Origin of the sequence: Oscillibacter sp. KLE 1745 (genome assembly GCF_000469445.2) — a bacterium.
GTDB lineage: Bacteria > Bacillota > Clostridia > Oscillospirales > Oscillospiraceae > Oscillibacter > Oscillibacter welbionis.
Map to the genome: position 1 here is coordinate 1 of NZ_KI271735.1, position 17,213 is coordinate 17,213.

Here is a 17,213-nt window from a genome sequence, read left to right on the forward strand (position 1 = left end):
GGTTCCCTAGACCCTGCAAAATTTTTTCACTGCGTTCCATTTGTGCCATCTCCTTTTTCACTGGGGAAGCGTTTCTTTGTCATCCCGGTAATACAGTACCTTTGCCAGGTCGATATAGAGTTTATCCCGATACCGGACGGCGGCATCTGCCTTGTCACCGGAGTAGTCATAGAAGCCCGCACCGGACTTCACGCCGTAGCGGCCCTCAGACACGATCTTGTCCAGCAGAGGATCGCCCTCCTTGTTGTCGCACAGGCTGGTGTTGAGATATTTGTTGACGCGGTTGAAGGTATCTAAGCCACCGAAATCGCACACTCGAAAGGGGCCCACAGCGGCGTATCGCAGACCCAGACCGGCGGTAAAGACGGTATCGATGTCCTCAAAGGAGGCCACATCATTTTCCACCAGGTAGAGCGCTTCCCGCAGGACGGCGTACTGGAGACGGTTCAAAATGAAGCCGTTCACGTCCTTCTTGACGATGACCGGCTTTTTGCCGAGTCCCTTTACCAGTTCGTACATCTGCTGAAGGTAGGCTTCCTCTGTCTTTTCCCCGCGGATGATCTCACACAGGGGCAGCAGATGGGGGGGATTCAGCCAGTGCTGGCCCATGAACCGCTCGGGATGGTAGACCGACTTGGCTACTTCGGTGATTAGCAGTCCACTGGTATTGGTGGCCAGCAGGGCATCCTCCGGAGCGATGCGACTAGCATCTTCCCAGAACTTGTGCTTGGCATCCATGTTTTCGATGATGGCTTCCACCATCAGATCGCAGTCCTCCATGCAGACCTTGGAGGTGGTGTATGTGATCCGTTTCTGTAATTCTTCAGACTGCTCCGCTGTCACCATGCCCTCTTTGCGGAGAGTCTCCTGGTTCAGGGCGATCAGGTTCTTTGCCCGCTCCAAACCGGATTCTGACCCATTCCACAGGCTTACCTGATATCCGGCCTGCGCATAGACCTGGGACAGAGAAGCACCCATCATACCGGCGCCGGCCAGCACAATATGCTTCTGCTCCATGATCAAATCTCCTTCCGAATTTTCCGCTCCCATCCCGAGGCATCCTAGCGGAAGAATCGGGGGAAGCCTTTCTGCCGTTGTCAGCAAAAAGGCTTCCCCTTGTCGATACCGCTATATGAAAGGTAGCCTCAGGACAGGATATTCTACAGATTCAAGTCCAGAATGTGTTGTTTTAAAAAATTGCAGCTACATGTCGTATGAGACGTTCTTATTCCACCTGGCTGATGATCTCACGGACCTGTTCCAGCAGTTCGGGAGAGACCATGTCGTCGCCGTCACCCACGAACTGATTGTATACGCTGCTCATAGCGTCCACGAAGGGAGCCTTGTCAGGATAGTTGATCTGGGTGCCGGCGGTCTCCAACTCGTCCAGCCACTGGACCTCCACTTCAGCCAGATACTCACGCTCCCATTGGCAGGCTTCAACACCGGCCTCATCCACGATGGCCTTCAGGTCGTCAGGCAGGGCATCATAGGCGGCCTTGCTGACCATCAGAGGAGCCGCGGAGTAGACGTGCTCGGTCATGCTCAGGTAATCCTGCACCTCATTGAAGCGGCTGGAGGTGATGACGGACAGGGGGTTCTCCTGGGCGTCGATGGTGCCCTGCTGCAGAGCGGTGAACAGCTCACCAAAGGCCATAGGAGTGGGATCAGCACCCATGACTTGGAAGGCGGCCATGTGGATAGGGTTCTCCATGGTGCGGATCTTGATGCCCTGCAAGTCCTCGGGCTTCTCGATGGGACGGACACTGTTGGTGATGTTGCGCATGCCGTACTCCATCCAGCCCAGGCCTTTGATGCCGATGTCCTCCAGGGTTCCCAGGATCTGCTGGCCCACATCGCTGTCGCACACGGCTTGGCCCTGGGCACTGTTCTCGAACAGGAAGGGCAGGTCAAAGACCAGCAGCTCATCGGTAAAGCCAGCCAGGGCCGAAGAGACCATGATACCAGACTGGATGGTGTTCATCTGCATGCCCTCAATACAGTCACGGTCGCTGGCCAGTTGGGCGTTGGCAAACACGTCGATATGCATGCGACCGCCGCTCTTTTCCTCCACCAGTTCAGCGAACTTGTGCACGCCCTGGACGGCGGGGTGATCGTCAGCATTGGCGCAGGAGGCAACCCAGGTCACCTCGGGAGTGCCGGGGGCGGCGTCATCCGTGGAGCCGCCATCATCCGTAGCGGCGTCATTCCCGCCGCCGCAGCCAGTCAGCATAGCCAGGCACATCGCCAGAGCTAGAGACAGCGCTAAAAATCTTTTCTTCATTTTCATATCCTCCTCAGTAATTTTTATGTGCAGGTGGAGCTCCTACCAGCATCATAACAACAGAAATGGTTTGGATTACATCAGGCCCATCAGTTTGGGGATAGTCAGGGAAATGGGCTCGATATAGGTAATCAGGAGCAAAGCGATGATATTTGCGATCAGGAACTTGACCATGGCTCTTGCGTTCTCTTCGATGGAGATCTTCGCGATACCGCAGGAGACAAACAGGTTGACGCCCAGCGGCGGCGTGGACTGGCCGATGGCCAGGTTCACGGTCATGATGATGCCGAAGTGAATGGGATCGATGCCAAACTGGCCGATAATCGGCAGGAAGATGGGAGTCAGGATGATGATGGCGGCAGTCACGTCCATCAGGCAGCCAACGATCAGCAGGAAGATGTTGATTACCAGAAGGATGCCAATTTTGCTGCTGGTCAGGCTCACCATGAAGGAGGCGATGACATCCGGGATCCGGGCGGATGTCAGGATCCAGCCAAAGCTGGAGGCGGCGCCCACGATAATCATAACCATGGCGGTGCCCTTGCCGGAGTTCATCAGCAGCTGGGGCAGATCCTTCAGCTTCAGGTCCTGATAGACGAATGTACCCACGATGAAGCCGTAGATCGCGGCCACGGCAGCGGCTTCGGTCGGGGTAAAGATGCCACCGTAGATGCCACCCAACACGATGACAGGCATGATAAGGGCCCAGATGGCATTCACAAAGCTCCTGCCCACATTGTGCAGGGAGAAGGGAACTCTGTTCTTCTGGCCGTAGCCGTATTTCTTAGAAGAGAAATAGCAGATAACCATCAGAACCAAGTCGACCAGGATGCCGGGGCCGAAGCCAGCGGCAAACAGGTTGGAGATGGACACGCTACCGCCGGCGGCCACAGCGTAGTTGACCATGGGCAGCGACGGCGGGATGATAACACCGATGCCACCGGCCACAGAGAGCAAAGCAGCGGAGAATGCCTTGGGATAGCCGGCCTTTTCCATCTCAGGAATCATGATACCACCGATGGCTGCCACAGTGGCGGGACCGGAGCCGGAGATGGCTGCGAACAGCATACAGGTCAGCACGGCTACCATGGCCAGGCCACCGGTGAAGCCGCCCAGCAGGGAGTTGCAGAAATTGATCAGGCGCCGGGAGATGCCGCCGCCCTCCATCAGGTTGCCGGCTACCATGAACAGAGGAATGGCCAGCAGCGGGAAGGAATCCACGGAGGTAAACATCCGCTGGGCGATAACCAGCATTGGGGTGGCAGAGCCGCCCAAGAAGATGCCGGCAAAGCAGGACAGCACCAGCACGATCCAAATGGGGAAACCCATAATAGCCGTGATGGCAAAGGTGATAAACAACGCAGCTGTCATTCCAGCACCTCCCTATCTTCCGGCTTGTTGAAGTTCTTGACGGAATGATAGATCTCTACGATATAGCGGATCACACAGAACGCCATACCCATCGGAATGGCTCCGTAGATCACCCACATAGGAATCCGCATGGCGGGGGATACCTGGCCGGAAGCCATCTGCGACATAACGATATCAACGCCTAGCTTCAAAATCAGGGTGCAGACCAGCATACTGACGATCTGTACGAGGATGGCCAGCACCTTGCGGCCACCCTTAGGCAGCAGATGCGTAAACGCTTCGATGCCCAGATGGGCGCCAGTCTGGATGCCATAAGCTGTGCCAAAGAATGTGATATACACCTGCAGGTACCGAGACAACTCCTCGGACCAGGGCAGAGACGATTTGACGATGAACCGGAACACGACCTGAACAAACACCACCACCGACATGACGGCGATGGCAATGGCACACAGGTATGCCTCAAAATTCATCGCAAGTTTTTTTAGAACCTTCACCTTTCACCCTCCACTTTTTTCGAATTTCTGTTCTCTCTCGATCACTCAGAAGATATCGTGGCGATTGTTCACCTCCGTATCGCTCATCTCCAATGGCCGGGATCCAGCCACATTTCTTGGTTCAGTTCCCTGGGTATGCATGGCCCGGAAACGCTGTATATTGTCCTCCAGGTGGCGGTGCATCACGGTCCTGGCCTGAACCGGATCGTGGGCGCGGATCGCCTCCAGTAGCAGCTGATGGTATTTCAGACCGTTGCCCGCGCCGATGACCTCCGTCATATGGAGAATAGAGGGGCCCAAAAGCTCTTCATAGGAACGAAGGATCTGGACAGCCAGGGGATTCTGGGTACACTCACAGACCAGCATGTGGAAGCCCAGGTCTGTATGGACATATTTGCTCAGCGTGGGAACCTCTTCCTGCATCCGTTCATAATTTTGCTCCATGCGATAGATCTGCGCTTCTGTGGCCTTTGTGGCGGCTACCTCCGCCACCCCGCTCTCAAACATCTGACGGAACTCAAAAATTTTCTCCATCTCGTCTTCAGAGATAGAAAAGATAGGGGCGACAGTCTGGAAATAGTTATTCAGCCCGGTGCCCTGAACGAAGGAGCCTTCGCCGTGACGGGTAACGATCAGACCTTCCCCCGCCAGCTTCTGAACGGCCTGCCGGACCGTTCCCCGGCTGACGCCGAAAAGCTGTATCAACTGAGCCTCAGAGGGGATCCGGTCACCAGGACGCCATTCGCCGTTGATAATTTGATCCTTCAATTGTGTGAAAACTTGATCACCGATATTTGCTTTTTTGATTTTGACAATACCCATAGATACTTGTTAGACATCTCCTAATGGACGATGGTTATTTGTTGTTCACAAGTGCATTTTATACCTCAGCCTATCAGAAAAACAATTGACAGGATCCAAAAACTTCTGACTGCATTTATATATAATTTGACACGTACACTACTAGACAACTTGCCATTTTTGGTTAAAATTAATGAATTTCGATACATTTTCCAAAATTAGTTAAAAATTCAACCAACTTTAAAGCAGGATTGCCATGTCTGCAGTAAGAGCAAAAATTCAAAATTTGAACGCTATGCAAAGACAGAAACGGACAGTCCGGAAGTAAAAAAATGATATCCGTCTGGAGGAACCGCCGCCGCAGCCAGCGGAGTAAATCTCACTAAAAGCCCAAAAATCAGTATAAACGGACAACAAAAAAGCACATGATTCGCGGGCCTGCGCCGGGGAGGAGGACCAGGTCTGACAGCTGGGAACGTATGCCGAATCCCACGAAAAAAGAAATTGCAGCACCGCTGATTCAGTGGTGCTGCACGGGGGAAAGAAGTCACCCGTCATGGGCCCTGCCTCCATAGTTGACGAGGGATCATAGGAAAGGAGGCGCTGAGGCACTGTTTTTAGACTGGTCCGAATATAAGGGATGGTCCGGTAAAATGAAAGGGGGTAAACCTGCACAGGTGCCGGCGCCGTTTCCCGAAGAAAAAGCCCCCGACCAAAAGCCGTAGGGGTTGGTGTTTCTTAGCGGTAGTGATGAATGCACACCGTCCATGACCATCCCGCCCTGCATCTGCTTACCCTCGTGGTTATCCGGTTTATGGCCCAAGGTGATGCGCTTCGCCTGGAGTTTCTGTCGGCGCTGGATTGAGGCAGAGACTGATTTGTGGAGATCAATCAAGTATCTTTTTCCGGAATATATCTCGGCAAAGTAAGCCAGTGGTCAAGACCGTCGTTTGCCAGTTTTATGGCCTCCTTCTTGTCGGTCTTGGCGCGGCGCAAATTGTTCCCGTAGTCATGCGCCAGCGCTGCGCTGACTACCGAAACATAGAATCCGGAGGCATTCAGCAGCCAGGCTACTGGTAAATGATAATTACCCGTGGACTCCATTACAACACAGGTCTCACGGGGCAGCCCACGGAGCAGTGATAGTTCGCCGTCTGTATGTTGGTTCTCAATGGGAGAGACCCCCTCTTCTCCAGAGGGACGCATAACGGCAATCATGCTCTTTCTTTTGGGAACATCGATGCCAACGGAGTTCATTTAAATTCCTCCCGCACTTTATTTGTAATCGGAGACCGTCCTTCTCTCCGTGCCGATTCAAGCTACTCCGCGACACAGGCAGCAAGCCCAACCTGCTCAGCCGAACGCTGCAATGACGAATGGGGAACAGTCTTACATGCGGACGTGAGAAGCCCAAGCGTCAAAAGCGATACCCGATTATGCCCCATTGTGGCTGAAACTTGAGAACGAATGAAGAACGTCTGGCTGGCGTACTTTACCCGACAATTATATTGTGGTAGCGTCAAGTGAAAGTCTATGCCTTTGCGTTTGTTTTTGTAATAATCTTATACAAGACACCCAAGCATTCTCAGGACGGCATGACCGCTCAAAAGGATGAACCGATATTGCTTACAGCCCTGCAAATCTTGAACTGACTCAGGTAGAAACGGCTCCCTTCCTTTCCTGCCCGGAGCTGCCTTGCGGATGACTAACAATTAGAAGAATGTCTTTTCCCAGTACTGGCGCAGCATCCTCGGTGCAGAGGGAAGTCGTTTTTGACCACATTTTAGCCACAGTGCGGTAGGGAGCACATAGAAACAGTAGTTTTAGAGAGTGACAGAAAGAAAACAAACGGAAATTTCGCAAAAATATTTCGGCATTTTATTGCTTTCAGTGCCGCAATTTCCGAGGAACCATTCGTGCCTAAATAATTCTGGAACACCCCAGTTGTTCTTTGCGGCACTAAGGAGACAGACGATTCCCGCACAAAAGACGTCATCTCCTCTATTTCATATCCAGAACAACACCCTTTCAAAATCCCGCAACTGCCCGCACTGCGGACAGTCGTGAACGAACCGGCGCAGCAAAAGCACCGGTTTGTTCTCCTGCTATACTCTCAATCGATAGGTTCGCCCTCAATTCTGGGGGAAAACGTGTTCCAACAGCCGCCAATGACTTGCGTCACACGGTGCCGGCAAGGGTTGCAAGGTTGCTTTGGCGGGCAAAGGATACCACCTCAGCCCCATTCACCCCGCACAGCGGCCCGCATGGCCAAACAGAGGAGTGCTGTCTTCGTTCTGCTCTTCTGCCCCTCCGGCCGCGCAAAGTGGGTCCGGGCTTCCGCATGGAACTGCCCCCGGCTATAGCCGGGGACGATGCTTTCCCTGCCGAAAGGCGGGGGGCTTTTGGGATCGTCCGCCCCAAATCCTGTAAAAATTCTTTTTATTCCCCTGAAACGATGGTACTCTGAAACACGAATATACCTGTGAAAGGCGGTGAGGCGATGGAGCGGGAACAGACATGGATCAGGGCTATCCAGCGGCGAAACTCCCGGGAGGCGGCGGAGCAGCTGATCCAGACCTACTATGACGAAATCTACCGCTTCGTCTACCGTCAGACCGGCAGCAAGGAGGACGCCATGGACCTGACCCAGTCCGTCTTCATCGCAGTCCTGCGGGCATTGCCCGGCTACCGGGCGGAGCGGGCGTCCTTCCGCACCTGGCTGTACCGCATCGCCGCCAACAAGGTCATCGACACCCGCCGGAAGGCCCGGCCGGTCTCTATTCCTATTCAGGAAATGGAGCTCCCTGCAGCAGAGGACTTTGTGGCCCGCGTCCATGACCGGGCCCTGCTGGAGACCATCGAAGGCTATGTCTCCGGCCTGGACCCCGGGGAGCAGGCGGTGTTCCGCCTGCGGATCTACGGGGAAAAGACCTTCCCGGAGATCGCTGCCGCCATGGGAGAGCCGGAAGCGGCAGTGAAATCCAGATACTACCGCCTGATCGGGCGGCTGCGAAAGGAGTTTGGAGCAGATGGATAATCAAAAAATTTCCATGCCCACAGAGGCGGAAAAACAGCGGGCCATTGCCCGGATTCTGGATGCAGGTCTGCCCCGCCGGGTCGCCTTTGGCCGGGAGCTGCGGGAGGTTTTGCAGCGCATCGGCCCCCGCGCGCTGCTGTTTGGCGTTGGGGACTGTTTGGCCTTGTCCCTGCTGATCTGGGCCCTGTGCCTGCTGTCGGCGCTTTTTGTGGCCGGTTCCACCGGCTCTTTGGCACCGGCCCTGTTCCTGTTTTCTCCCCTGCTCTATGCCGCCCTCTCCCTGCTGACTGCCTGGAAGAACCTGCAGACCGGCATTTGGGAGTGGACCTGGACCTTCCAGGTCTCCGCCCGGATGGTGGCGGCCCTGCAGATGCTGTGCTTCGGCGGGGTGTCCGTACTGGTGTGTGTCCCGGCAAATATGCTGTTGTGGACCTTCACCGGGCAGGAGATGCCCCTGGGCTGGATGCTGGCACTGTCTCTGGCCAGCCTGTTTCTGTATGGCGCTCTCTCCCTGCTGTGCCAGCGGCTGCGGGGACCTGCCGGGTGGCTGGCGGCGCCGACCGGCTGGGTTCTGATGGGCCTGATTCCCCTGATCTGGCCCCGGACGGCGGAGTGGCTGACGGCCATCCCCACCGTAGTGTTCTGCCTGCTGGCCGCGGCCGGGATTACTCTGTACCTTTTGGAACTGCGCTGCTTCTGCCGGCGCCCGATGGAAGGAGGCGTCTCCTATGCTCTCCGTTGAGCACGTCACGAAAACCTATGGGAAGTTCACCGCTTTGGAGGACATTTCCCTGACCTTCACTCCCGGCGTCTACGGTCTGCTGGCACCCAACGGGGCGGGCAAGACCACCCTCATCAAGATGCTCACCACCCTGCTGTTCCCCACCAAGGGACAGATCCTGTGGGAGGGAGAAGACATCCGGGCCTTGGGGGCGGAATACCGGGGCCTGCTGGGGTATCTCCCCCAGCAGTTCGGGTACTATCCCAGCTACACGCCCCGGCAATTCCTCCGGTATGCCGCCGCCCTCCAGTGCATCCCGAAGCGGGAGGCGGACGGCCGCATTGACCACCTGCTGGAGACAGTGGGACTTGGGGATGCTGCGGACAAAAAAATGAAGAAGTTCTCCGGCGGGATGCTCCAGCGGGTGGGCATCGCCGTAGCCATGCTGAACGACCCGAAGCTGCTGATCCTGGACGAGCCCACCGCTGGGCTGGACCCCCGGGAGCGGGTGCGGTTCCGCAATTTGATCCACACGCTGGCTGAGGATCGGATCGTGATTCTCTCCACCCACATCGTCTCAGACATTGAGACCATCGCCGGGCAAATCGTCATGTTCAAGGATCACCGCCTCTACTGCTGCGACAGCCCTGCCCGCATCTGCGCCCGGTTCCAGGGCAGGGTATTCCAGCTTCCTGCCGGGATGCCCCTGGCCCCGGGACAGTTCCTGCTCAGCGAAGGACAGGGGGCGGATGGCCCGGTGCTCCGGGTGCTCTGCGAGACGCCCCCTGTCAATGGAACGCCGGTAACGCCGGGGTTGGAGGATGCGTTTCTCGCCATCTACCGGGAGGAACAGACATGAATCTGGCGGTCTATGAGTGGCGGAAGCTCTTCCGCCTGCCCGCCCTGTGGGCCTTCCTGGCCCTGTGTCTGGCCTTTAACGGGCTGCTGATCGCCACGCTCTCCCCCTATGACCGGGCGTTCTTCAACGAGACTTCCCAAACGGCAAAGGCCTTGGGCCAGCGGGTTGATGAAGACTTTCTTGCCGGGCTGGACGCTATACCCGCCACAGAGAACCGGGATTTGCTGCGTCAATCTGTCACCGGGATGGAGGACATTTTCGAGACGTATGACACCGGGGAACTCTCGGATTTCTATGCCGGTGTGGTGGAGAAATCCCCTCTGGCAGTTACCTGGATGACCTGGAAATATGATCTGCTGGCGAGCCGGGTGGAGCACCTGGCCCAGACTGACGCGGCGCTGGATTTGTACGCCGGCCCGGCCACCTACGGCAGCCACCAGTTCCTCTTCGGCGCGCTGTTCCGGGCCATTCTCTGTGAGAGCGCCATTCTGGCCATGCTGGGGACGCTGTATCTGCTGGGCTACGAGGGGATGCACCGCGCAGAGGGCCTGGCCTGCGCCTCCCGAACGGGACGGAAACTACGGCGGGTGAAGGTCCTGGCGGCTCTCCAGGCGTCGGCGGCGCTGTACGGCCTGCTGGCGTTCTGCACCCTGGTGCCCTACTTCCTGCTGTACGACTACAGCGGAATCTGGAATGCCAGCGTGTCCAGCCAGTTCAACTATTTCTCGGACATGCTGGTGGTCCGGCCCTTCCTCACCTGGGGGGACTTCACGGTGGGTCAGTACCTGGCCGCTGCCCTAGCCCTGGGCGCGGTGCTGACGGCGGTATTCTCCCTGCTGGCGTCGGTGTGCGGCACGCTGGTGCGAAGCCCCTATCTGGCGGCCTTGGCGCTGTGCCTGGTGTGCTTCGGCGGACTGGGACTGGTCTCCGTTCTGGGGGAGCTGGGCTGGTGGGCGGCCTATTTGATTGCCTGTTTCCAGCCGGTAACGGTCTGGCTCTCCTGCAGCGCCTGGTTCACGGAGCTGGGACTGAACGCCGTCCTCCCCTGGCAGGAGACCATCGCAAGCGGGCTGAACCTGCTGCTTTTGGGCGGCGTAGTCCTGTTGGCTCTCGGTTGGTTTGACAGAAAGGACGTGTCCTGATGGAACTTTTGAAATGGGAGCTGCGGAAGATCTGGCGGCCCGGCATCCTGGCGGCCATCCTGCTGCTGGGGGCGGTATACTACTGGATGTTCCCACAGTTCTATATCGAGCACTTTTGCAACGGTCCCCAGTCGGAGGCCCAGTTCGATCTGGCCTCCGACTGGGTGGAGCGGTATGGCCCCACCCTGGAACCGGAAGAGCGGGCAGAACTGGACGAGCAGATGGCAGAGGAGATCACGGCCTTTGACACACAGATCACCGCCATCCCGGAAGCTGCGGCAGCGGGGCTGACGGACTATAAATCTTTTTTCTCCTTTCGAGGGGACTACCTGAACGGCATACGCAACACTGATGGACAGGCAGATATGGATGTGGAGGCCCTGCTCTACCGGGTGTACGGCGGCACCAACTGGTACCGGATCGAGGCGCTGGCGGATACTCTGGAGACCTATGATACCCAGGAGGAGCACCGCGCTCTGATTGTCTCCAACCGACAGCAATTGGCCCAGCCGGAGGCCATGGTCCGGCGGGAGGCGGAGCTGGCAAGCTCGGATATGATCCATTCCCTGCTGCCGTCCTCTGTGAAATACTCTACTCAGGAGTACGGCAAGGATCTGGCGGTATGGTGCATACTCAGCATCGTGCTCCTGCTCTCCCCCACCCTGGTGCGGGACCGGCTGCGGAACACCCGGCCCATGCAGTGGGCCTCCCGGCGGGGGCGGCCCGTTTTGAACGTCCAGATGGGAGCTGCCCTGCTCTCTGCGCTGGTGCTGGCGGTGGTGAATATAACAGTCTATGTCATTCCGTTCCTGGCCCAGGGGCCCCTGCAATTTGCCGCCTGCGGCCTGGACGGCATCTGGGAGTGGGGCACTCCCTGGTTCGACTGGACCTACGGCACCTATCTGCTGGTGCTGGCGGGGCTGATTTTGGCCCTGTCCCTGGGGGCCGCCGGGCTGACGGCTTTTCTCTCCCAGTACAGCGGCAACTACATCGCCATGCTGCTGAAGGCCGTTCCCCTGTTCGTGGCGGTGGGGGCCGTGCTGGGCTCCTGGCTTCTGGATCGGCCCTTCACGTTCCGCCCCCTCTGGGACGGCTACGGCCCCTGGGTGCCCAAGGGTGCGGAGGCAGTGGCCGCTGCAGTCCTGCTGGCTTTGGGACTTGGCCTGTGTGCCCTGGCCTGCCGGCGGCAGCGAAAGAGGGAACTATGATAAAGGAAATTTTATTTTCTCTTAAATTTTATCTCTACAAGTATGATCCGGATTGTGACCCGGAACGATGAAATAGCGCGGAGTGGAGCACAGCAGCCTTCGAGTCTTGGCCCGTTTGGGGTCTAAAAACGCCCTGAAAGCATTAAACTGCAGTGGACAGACAAACCGATAGCAGCTCATAACCCGGAGGTCGTTGCTTCAAGTCCGGCTCCATAATCACAAAACCGTCTGATTTCTCGCAAAATCAGACGGTTTTTCTTCACCTTTTGCCTCCAAAGGTTTCTGGAGAAATTGCGCGATTTTGCAAAATTTGCAGTTGACCCAAACTGTGCCCCATACGGGATAAAAACGAGGCCCGGACGCGGTATTTTCGCCTCCGGGCCTCCTGTCTTTTCTTTTTCTGATGTTGCCCTCTCCATCGGCCCGTTTCTTTGCCACGGCATCCGCCTCCTTTGCAACGACAAATGCCACGGAAAAATAGCCAGGGCCTACGGCCATAGTTATCAGATGGTCAGGAAAGAGCTGCCGGCGACAGCTCTTTCTCTTTGTATAGCATATCAATCTTTGATGTGGATGCGTTCTATTTTCATTTTCCTTGCAGCCCGCCTTTCTGCCCCGTCTCTAAAGCAATACTCCCCGGCGATCCCCGTACCCAGATGGAACCCGGCGATGAAGGATGTTAGAGAGATTCCCCCTCCCAGTCCGTTCTCCAGATTTGCCAGTTGCAACAGGGTTTCTCGCTCTGGCAGATGCAAGTATTCTTTGATATCTCTGTAGGCCCGCTCCAGCTCCACCCGGACTTTTTGAAGTTCCGGCTTCCGCCAGAACCATGAGACAAAGCTGCAGAAAGCCGTGCATATCCCCGGGGTGACGCCTGCTTTTTGCCTGTGCCTCTAGGCATTCTGGAAAATTGACTCCAAAGATGAGCCCCCTCCTCTGTTTTACCCCCCTCCCACTTTCGGCCACCTGAAAAACTCCCGCAACAGCCTGCGCTGCGGACAGTTGTGAACGAACCGGCGCAGCAAACGCGCCGGTTCTTTCTCCTGTTACGTCCTTCGTCGCTTAGACCTCTCTGGAAATGAGAGTTCGCTCCTGAATATCTTCGCTCGCAATAGTCTCCCCAGCAGCCCGATTCATGCAAAAAGGTCTGAGTCTACCTCTGAGCGATTTGCCGCACGTAAAGCTTTACAAGCAGAAAAAAGAGCTATTTTTTACCTGTCATTAGTAGGCTTTAAGCGAAGAAGTTGCTATCAAAAAAGTTGACTCCTCTCTCTAGCATATCATGAAAGCATTGCCAACTTTCGATATTGTCCTAAGGTGTAGCCCTCTGCGTATTTAAAAAAGCGGTTTAGAGCATACTCATTAGAAAAGCCACAAAGTTCGGCAATTTCGGTGAAGGAAAGTGCCGAAGTTCCAATCAAATCTTTAATATATTTTAATTTTTCTTCCCCAATAATACGGTTTAGAGGCATGCCTCTTTGACTGTTGCAAATCCGATTCAGCTGCCGAGAGCTTCTGCCAAAATGGCTTGCGACTTTTGAAACAGAGATCCCTTCACTGATATGTTCTTCAATATATTTTTGGATCTCCAACATCATTCCGGCTGCACTGTCTGGCTTTACATCCCTCTGGATTCCCCGGACATCATCAGGCAAAACAGCGATAAACAGTTGCAACAATAGACACTGGAGAAGGTTGGAAACCTCCTTTGAGGCCCATGGAGAAGTTTTTTTGAAGACCTCTCTCATCAGCTGGATATATGAAGAAGCGGCTTCCGGAAAAGGAAACACTAAAATTTTCTTGATTTGCTCTATCGCAGCCAGTATATAGGTGTCCTGACTTTCGATCTGAAATGCAACACTGAAACGGGTGCCACTATCAGAGGCCTCAGTAACTTGATGATAGTGGTTCGGAGGAATAATCATAAAATTCCCGGCTTCTATGGTTGTTGTGAAAATTTTATTTTCTTTTTCCACAGTCTGGCAAATGAATCCATCCAACATAAGTTGCAGCTCATAGAAGGTATGCTTATTTTTCTTTGAGAGAAGAATATCCCTTCCCCCTGCACGGAAAAAAATCCAGTATACATCCAGCTTCATATAGGGATCTTCAATTTTGATAATTTGTCGGTTCATGGGCTGATGACTATTCAAAATAGAACGACTGATCTCTTGGTTCATATCATCACCTACAATATAGACATCAAGCACAATAGCTGCAGTGAGTTTTTATGTGTGATTGTTATAATTATACCATCTTCGCCTTTTTCGTTCAAGCGTTACCTGTTGGAATATGTCCGAAAATGTGTATTTTATGACCAAGTCTGTGATTGACCATGTGGCTATTGTCCTGCTATAGTGGAATTAACGGCAAAAGCCCCCAAAATATATAATATTGTTGACGTTTTTGCCAAAATAAGGGGGCTTTTGACAACATTTGGGAATGGAGGAAATAAAATGAAACGCATATTTGCTCTCTTGTCGGCGGTAGCTATGGCGCTCACATTGGTAGCTTGTGGAGAGGCGAGTGGGAGCACCTCTTCTTCCGGCCAAAGCTCTGGGGACACAATTACGATCAAGCTTCCCCACTGCTATGTGGAAGGACACCCCTTAACCGATACCCTTCAAAATTTCTTTAAGCCCGAATTGGAGAGCCGTTCCAACGGACGTCTCACTGTGGATATCTATCCCAATTCCACCCTCGCAACCGAAGAGCAAATCTATGAAGGACTCCGAAATAATACCTATGAGATGGGAGTTGTCGGTACCATTTTTCAGGACCGAATTCCTTCTGTCGCAGCGTTCCAGCTCCCGTTTTTATTTACGGACTATGATCAGGCCCGTGCTGCTCTGTATGAAGGGGATTATGGATATCAATTGATTGGCGATGTGGCCTCTCTTGGATTTACAGTTAACGGGATTGTACCTGATGGATTTCGGGTTATGACCATGAACAAAAAGGTAGAAAGCCTTGCCGATATGCATGGCCTGAAAATGCGGATGCCCAATTTGGAGATCATGGTTGAAATCGGTAATTATCTAGGCTTTGCTGTGACTCCTATGTCCATGACAGAGGTTTTCTCCGCATTGGAGCAGGGGGTCATTGATGGTCAGGAAAACCCGCCCTCCACCATTCGCTCTCAGGGCTGGTATGAAATTCAGGACTATTTGCTGGTCTCCAATCATGTGTTTACGAGTCTCTTCCTGTGCGTAAACAACGACTTTTATAATTCTCTGGATAGTGAACTGCAGAACATTCTGGACGAAGTCATTGATGAGACCTGCGCTCAAATTTGGGACACGGCTCAAACACAGGCCCAGGAGGATTTGGATTATATGTCCAGCGAAGGTGGCATTGAGGTTTACGAACCCTCCGATTCGTTCCGCCAGGAGATGGTGGAGGCCACGGCTCCTATGTATGATAACATGTATGAAACTGCTCCCGAAGTGGAGGAAGTTATTAACGCCATCCAAGCCATTCAGTAGGTGAATGCGAGAGGATAAAAGATGAATTTTATTCGAGCTATATTCAAATGGATTGACCGCATTACAGCATGGATTGCGGTGCTGTCCTTGGTTCTCATGTTTTTCTTTGTGTTTTTAAACGTTGTTACCCGCTATATTTTGGGAACCGGATTTGCCTGGTCCGAGGAAGGCGCACGCTATGCTATGATGGCGGTGATTATTTTGGGCGTTCTTGAGGTCACACACCAGCGCGACCACTTCGCCGTGGATCTTCTTACCAATGTTGCTCCCAAACCTGTCCGCCGCTTGATGAACATTTTTGCGGACATCATGATGTTAGTCATCATGTATGTTATGACGTTCGGGAGCTATCAAATGGTGGTCCTTAACTGGGAGAACCGAACTCCGGCCATTGGGCTGCCCTCCTGGCTTCCCTATGGACTGCTATTGTTTTCCAGCGCCATAAGCATCCTGTACCTGCTGTTGCAGCTATTGTCTGATCTGGGGCTAAATCTGGAAAAGGACCACTCCAAAGAAGGGGGCTCTGCTGAATGCTAATTTTATTTTTAGTCACTCTATTTGTGCCGCTCCTTCTAGGGGTTCCTGTAGCATTCTCCTTGGTCATCAGCGCGATTGTACTGATGGCATCTCAAGACCTGTTTTCTTCCCAGCTGATTGTTCAGCAATTCGTTGGCGGCATAAATAGCTTTTCTCTTCTAGCCGTCCCTTTCTTTATGCTAGCGGGTGAATTGATGAATAAAGGTGGCATTACCCGCCGGATTGTGGACGTGGTTTCTATCTGGGTTGGACGCTTTTGCGGCGGCCTGGGCTATGTGGCTATTATTTCCAGTATGATTTTTGCCGGCTTAAGTGGTAGTGCCATTGCGGATACAGCTGCCCTAGGCGGCGTTCTGATCCCCATGATGAGTGAACGCGGGTACGGGAAGAGCCGTGCTACTGGTATCGTCATTTCATCTGGAATCATTGCCAACATCATTCCGCCCAGCATTGGCTTTATCTTGTTTGGTGTCGTAAGTGGAGCATCCATCAGTCGGATGTTCATGGGTGGCCTTGTCCCGGGCGTTATCATTGGCTGTGCACTGATGATTACCTGGTTCTTTACTGCCCGGAAGGATGGTCTGAAAGCCGAGCCCTCTACTCTTTCCTCTTCGGAAAAATGGCACATTTTTTGGCAAGCTATTCCGGCCCTGCTGCTGCCCATCTTTATCATTTTCGGGCTGCGCGGCGGTATTTTTACCCCTACAGAAGCCGGTGCAATTGCCTGTGCGTACGCGCTGGTAGTGGGCATGTTTATCTATAAAGGATTTTCTTGGAAAGATCTTCCTGCCGTCCTTCTGGACACCGTCCGCTCCACTGGCAAAGTGCTCTTTATTGTGGGCGGATCACTGACAGTTTCCTGGATTATCACCGCCAGCAATCTCTCCAGCGAACTCGTTTCTTATTTCCACGGCCTTGTTGCCCATCCTGTTCTTCTGGTTCTCTGCTGCCAGTTGCTGTTTATTCTCTTTGGCATGGTTCTGGATATCGTCCCCATTATCATGATCCTGGTACCTGTGATGATCCCCTTAGTGAATGCTGCAGGGGTCAACCTGGAGTATTTCGGCATTCTGTCTATTATTACCATGACCTTTGGCCTCATCACGCCTCCTGTCGGCACTGTGCTTTATGTCGGCAGCGGCATCTCCAGGATTTCGATTGTTGAGGCGGTTCGAGGGGCATTCCCCTTTATGATGGTTGAGGTGGCCGTAATTATTGCGCTTTCCATCTTCCCGCAGATTGTTCTGGTCCCTCTATCTATCATTATGTAA

General features: G+C 54.1%; 15 protein-coding genes and 1 pseudogene. 8 read left to right on the forward strand and 8 right to left on the reverse strand.

Going from position 1 to position 17,213, the window contains the following annotated elements; all coding sequences use genetic code 11:
* Positions 1–57: 57 nt before the first annotated feature.
* From HMPREF1546_RS11225 to HMPREF1546_RS11250, 6 genes and pseudogenes are all read right to left on the reverse strand, one after another.
* On the reverse strand, positions 58–1,017 hold the full coding sequence (locus HMPREF1546_RS11225; protein ID WP_036630498.1) for a 3-hydroxyacyl-CoA dehydrogenase family protein: 960 nt from the start codon (positions 1,015–1,017) through the stop codon (positions 58–60).
* 208 nt (positions 1,018–1,225) lie between these two features.
* Positions 1,226–2,284: a TRAP transporter substrate-binding protein gene (locus HMPREF1546_RS11230; protein ID WP_036630500.1), complete on the reverse strand. Its 1,059-nt coding sequence runs from the start codon at positions 2,282–2,284 to the stop codon at positions 1,226–1,228.
* 75 nt (positions 2,285–2,359) lie between these two features.
* Positions 2,360–3,655, reverse strand: a complete 1,296-nt coding sequence (locus HMPREF1546_RS11235; protein ID WP_021749523.1) for a TRAP transporter large permease — start codon at positions 3,653–3,655, stop codon at positions 2,360–2,362.
* A complete protein-coding gene (locus HMPREF1546_RS11240; protein ID WP_147629928.1) occupies positions 3,652–4,152 on the reverse strand; it encodes a TRAP transporter small permease in 501 nt (166 codons plus the stop codon). The genes HMPREF1546_RS11235 and HMPREF1546_RS11240 overlap by 4 nt, the downstream gene beginning before the upstream one ends.
* 45 nt (positions 4,153–4,197) lie before the next feature.
* Positions 4,198–4,974, reverse strand: a complete 777-nt coding sequence (locus tag HMPREF1546_RS11245; protein WP_021749525.1) for a FadR/GntR family transcriptional regulator — start codon at positions 4,972–4,974, stop codon at positions 4,198–4,200.
* Between the two features lie 873 nt (positions 4,975–5,847).
* Positions 5,848–6,210 (reverse strand): annotated as a pseudogene (locus HMPREF1546_RS11250) (transposase); the annotation flags it as partial.
* Between the two features lie 1,243 nt (positions 6,211–7,453).
* Between HMPREF1546_RS11250 and HMPREF1546_RS11255 the strand changes: the two are divergent.
* Genes HMPREF1546_RS11255 through HMPREF1546_RS11275 form a run of 5 tightly spaced genes read left to right on the forward strand, consistent with a single transcriptional unit; the run spans position 7,454 to position 11,920 of the window.
* Positions 7,454–7,990: an RNA polymerase sigma factor gene (locus HMPREF1546_RS11255; RefSeq protein ID WP_021749532.1), complete on the forward strand. Its 537-nt coding sequence runs from the start codon at positions 7,454–7,456 to the stop codon at positions 7,988–7,990.
* The gene (locus HMPREF1546_RS11260; protein WP_021749533.1) at positions 7,983–8,732 is read left to right on the forward strand and encodes a hypothetical protein; all 750 of its coding nucleotides are present in this window, start codon (positions 7,983–7,985) and stop codon (positions 8,730–8,732) included. The genes HMPREF1546_RS11255 and HMPREF1546_RS11260 overlap by 8 nt, the downstream gene beginning before the upstream one ends.
* On the forward strand, positions 8,719–9,570 hold the full coding sequence (locus HMPREF1546_RS11265; protein ID WP_021749534.1) for an ABC transporter ATP-binding protein: 852 nt from the start codon (positions 8,719–8,721) through the stop codon (positions 9,568–9,570). Before HMPREF1546_RS11260 ends, HMPREF1546_RS11265 begins: the two co-directional genes overlap by 14 nt.
* Positions 9,567–10,712, forward strand: a complete 1,146-nt coding sequence (locus HMPREF1546_RS11270; RefSeq protein WP_021749535.1) for a hypothetical protein — start codon at positions 9,567–9,569, stop codon at positions 10,710–10,712. The genes HMPREF1546_RS11265 and HMPREF1546_RS11270 overlap by 4 nt, the downstream gene beginning before the upstream one ends.
* Complete coding sequence (locus HMPREF1546_RS11275; RefSeq protein WP_021749536.1) at positions 10,712–11,920, forward strand: hypothetical protein; 1,209 nt, start codon at positions 10,712–10,714, stop codon at positions 11,918–11,920. Before HMPREF1546_RS11270 ends, HMPREF1546_RS11275 begins: the two co-directional genes overlap by 1 nt.
* Positions 11,921–12,136: 216 nt before the next feature.
* On the opposite strand, the gene HMPREF1546_RS11280 is transcribed toward HMPREF1546_RS11275, so the two are convergent.
* Together HMPREF1546_RS11280 and HMPREF1546_RS11290 are read right to left on the reverse strand one after the other, a co-directional pair.
* The gene (locus HMPREF1546_RS11280) at positions 12,137–12,358 is read right to left on the reverse strand and encodes a hypothetical protein (RefSeq protein WP_036630504.1); all 222 of its coding nucleotides are present in this window, start codon (positions 12,356–12,358) and stop codon (positions 12,137–12,139) included.
* Positions 12,359–13,200: 842 nt separating this feature from the next.
* Complete coding sequence (locus tag HMPREF1546_RS11290) at positions 13,201–14,100, reverse strand: AraC family transcriptional regulator (protein ID WP_021749539.1); 900 nt, start codon at positions 14,098–14,100, stop codon at positions 13,201–13,203.
* 276 nt (positions 14,101–14,376) lie between these two features.
* Here HMPREF1546_RS11290 and HMPREF1546_RS11295 point away from each other — a divergent pair, with 276 nt between their 5' ends.
* Genes HMPREF1546_RS11295 through HMPREF1546_RS11305 form a run of 3 tightly spaced genes read left to right on the forward strand, consistent with a single transcriptional unit; the run spans position 14,377 to position 17,213 of the window.
* Entirely contained in the window at positions 14,377–15,405 is a 1,029-nt protein-coding gene (locus HMPREF1546_RS11295) for a TRAP transporter substrate-binding protein (protein WP_021749540.1), read from the forward strand.
* 21 nt (positions 15,406–15,426) lie between these two features.
* Positions 15,427–15,942 carry a TRAP transporter small permease gene (locus HMPREF1546_RS11300; protein WP_021749541.1) on the forward strand — a complete coding sequence of 172 codons (516 nt, stop codon included), beginning with the start codon at positions 15,427–15,429 and terminating at the stop codon, positions 15,940–15,942.
* Positions 15,936–17,213 carry a TRAP transporter large permease gene (locus HMPREF1546_RS11305; protein WP_021749542.1) on the forward strand — a complete coding sequence of 426 codons (1,278 nt, stop codon included), beginning with the start codon at positions 15,936–15,938 and terminating at the stop codon, positions 17,211–17,213. The genes HMPREF1546_RS11300 and HMPREF1546_RS11305 overlap by 7 nt, the downstream gene beginning before the upstream one ends.

Bases quoted from the DNA above. Each gene is read 5' to 3' on its own strand.
- HMPREF1546_RS11225 (WP_036630498.1), bottom strand. From the start codon at position 1,017: ATGGAGCAGAAGCATATTGTGCTGGCCGGCGCCGGTATGATGGGTGCT.
- HMPREF1546_RS11230 (WP_036630500.1), bottom strand. From the start codon at position 2,284: ATGAAGAAAAGATTTTTAGCGCTGTCTCTAGCTCTGGCGATGTGCCTG.
- HMPREF1546_RS11235 (WP_021749523.1), bottom strand. From the start codon at position 3,655: ATGACAGCTGCGTTGTTTATCACCTTTGCCATCACGGCTATTATGGGT.
- HMPREF1546_RS11245 (WP_021749525.1), bottom strand. From the start codon at position 4,974: ATGGGTATTGTCAAAATCAAAAAAGCAAATATCGGTGATCAAGTTTTC.
- HMPREF1546_RS11255 (WP_021749532.1), top strand. From the start codon at position 7,454: ATGGAGCGGGAACAGACATGGATCAGGGCTATCCAGCGGCGAAACTCC.
- HMPREF1546_RS11260 (WP_021749533.1), top strand. From the start codon at position 7,983: ATGGATAATCAAAAAATTTCCATGCCCACAGAGGCGGAAAAACAGCGG.
- HMPREF1546_RS11265 (WP_021749534.1), top strand. From the start codon at position 8,719: ATGCTCTCCGTTGAGCACGTCACGAAAACCTATGGGAAGTTCACCGCT.
- HMPREF1546_RS11270 (WP_021749535.1), top strand. From the start codon at position 9,567: ATGAATCTGGCGGTCTATGAGTGGCGGAAGCTCTTCCGCCTGCCCGCC.
- HMPREF1546_RS11275 (WP_021749536.1), top strand. From the start codon at position 10,712: ATGGAACTTTTGAAATGGGAGCTGCGGAAGATCTGGCGGCCCGGCATC.
- HMPREF1546_RS11290 (WP_021749539.1), bottom strand. From the start codon at position 14,100: ATGAACCAAGAGATCAGTCGTTCTATTTTGAATAGTCATCAGCCCATG.
- HMPREF1546_RS11295 (WP_021749540.1), top strand. From the start codon at position 14,377: ATGAAACGCATATTTGCTCTCTTGTCGGCGGTAGCTATGGCGCTCACA.
- HMPREF1546_RS11300 (WP_021749541.1), top strand. From the start codon at position 15,427: ATGAATTTTATTCGAGCTATATTCAAATGGATTGACCGCATTACAGCA.
- HMPREF1546_RS11305 (WP_021749542.1), top strand. From the start codon at position 15,936: ATGCTAATTTTATTTTTAGTCACTCTATTTGTGCCGCTCCTTCTAGGG.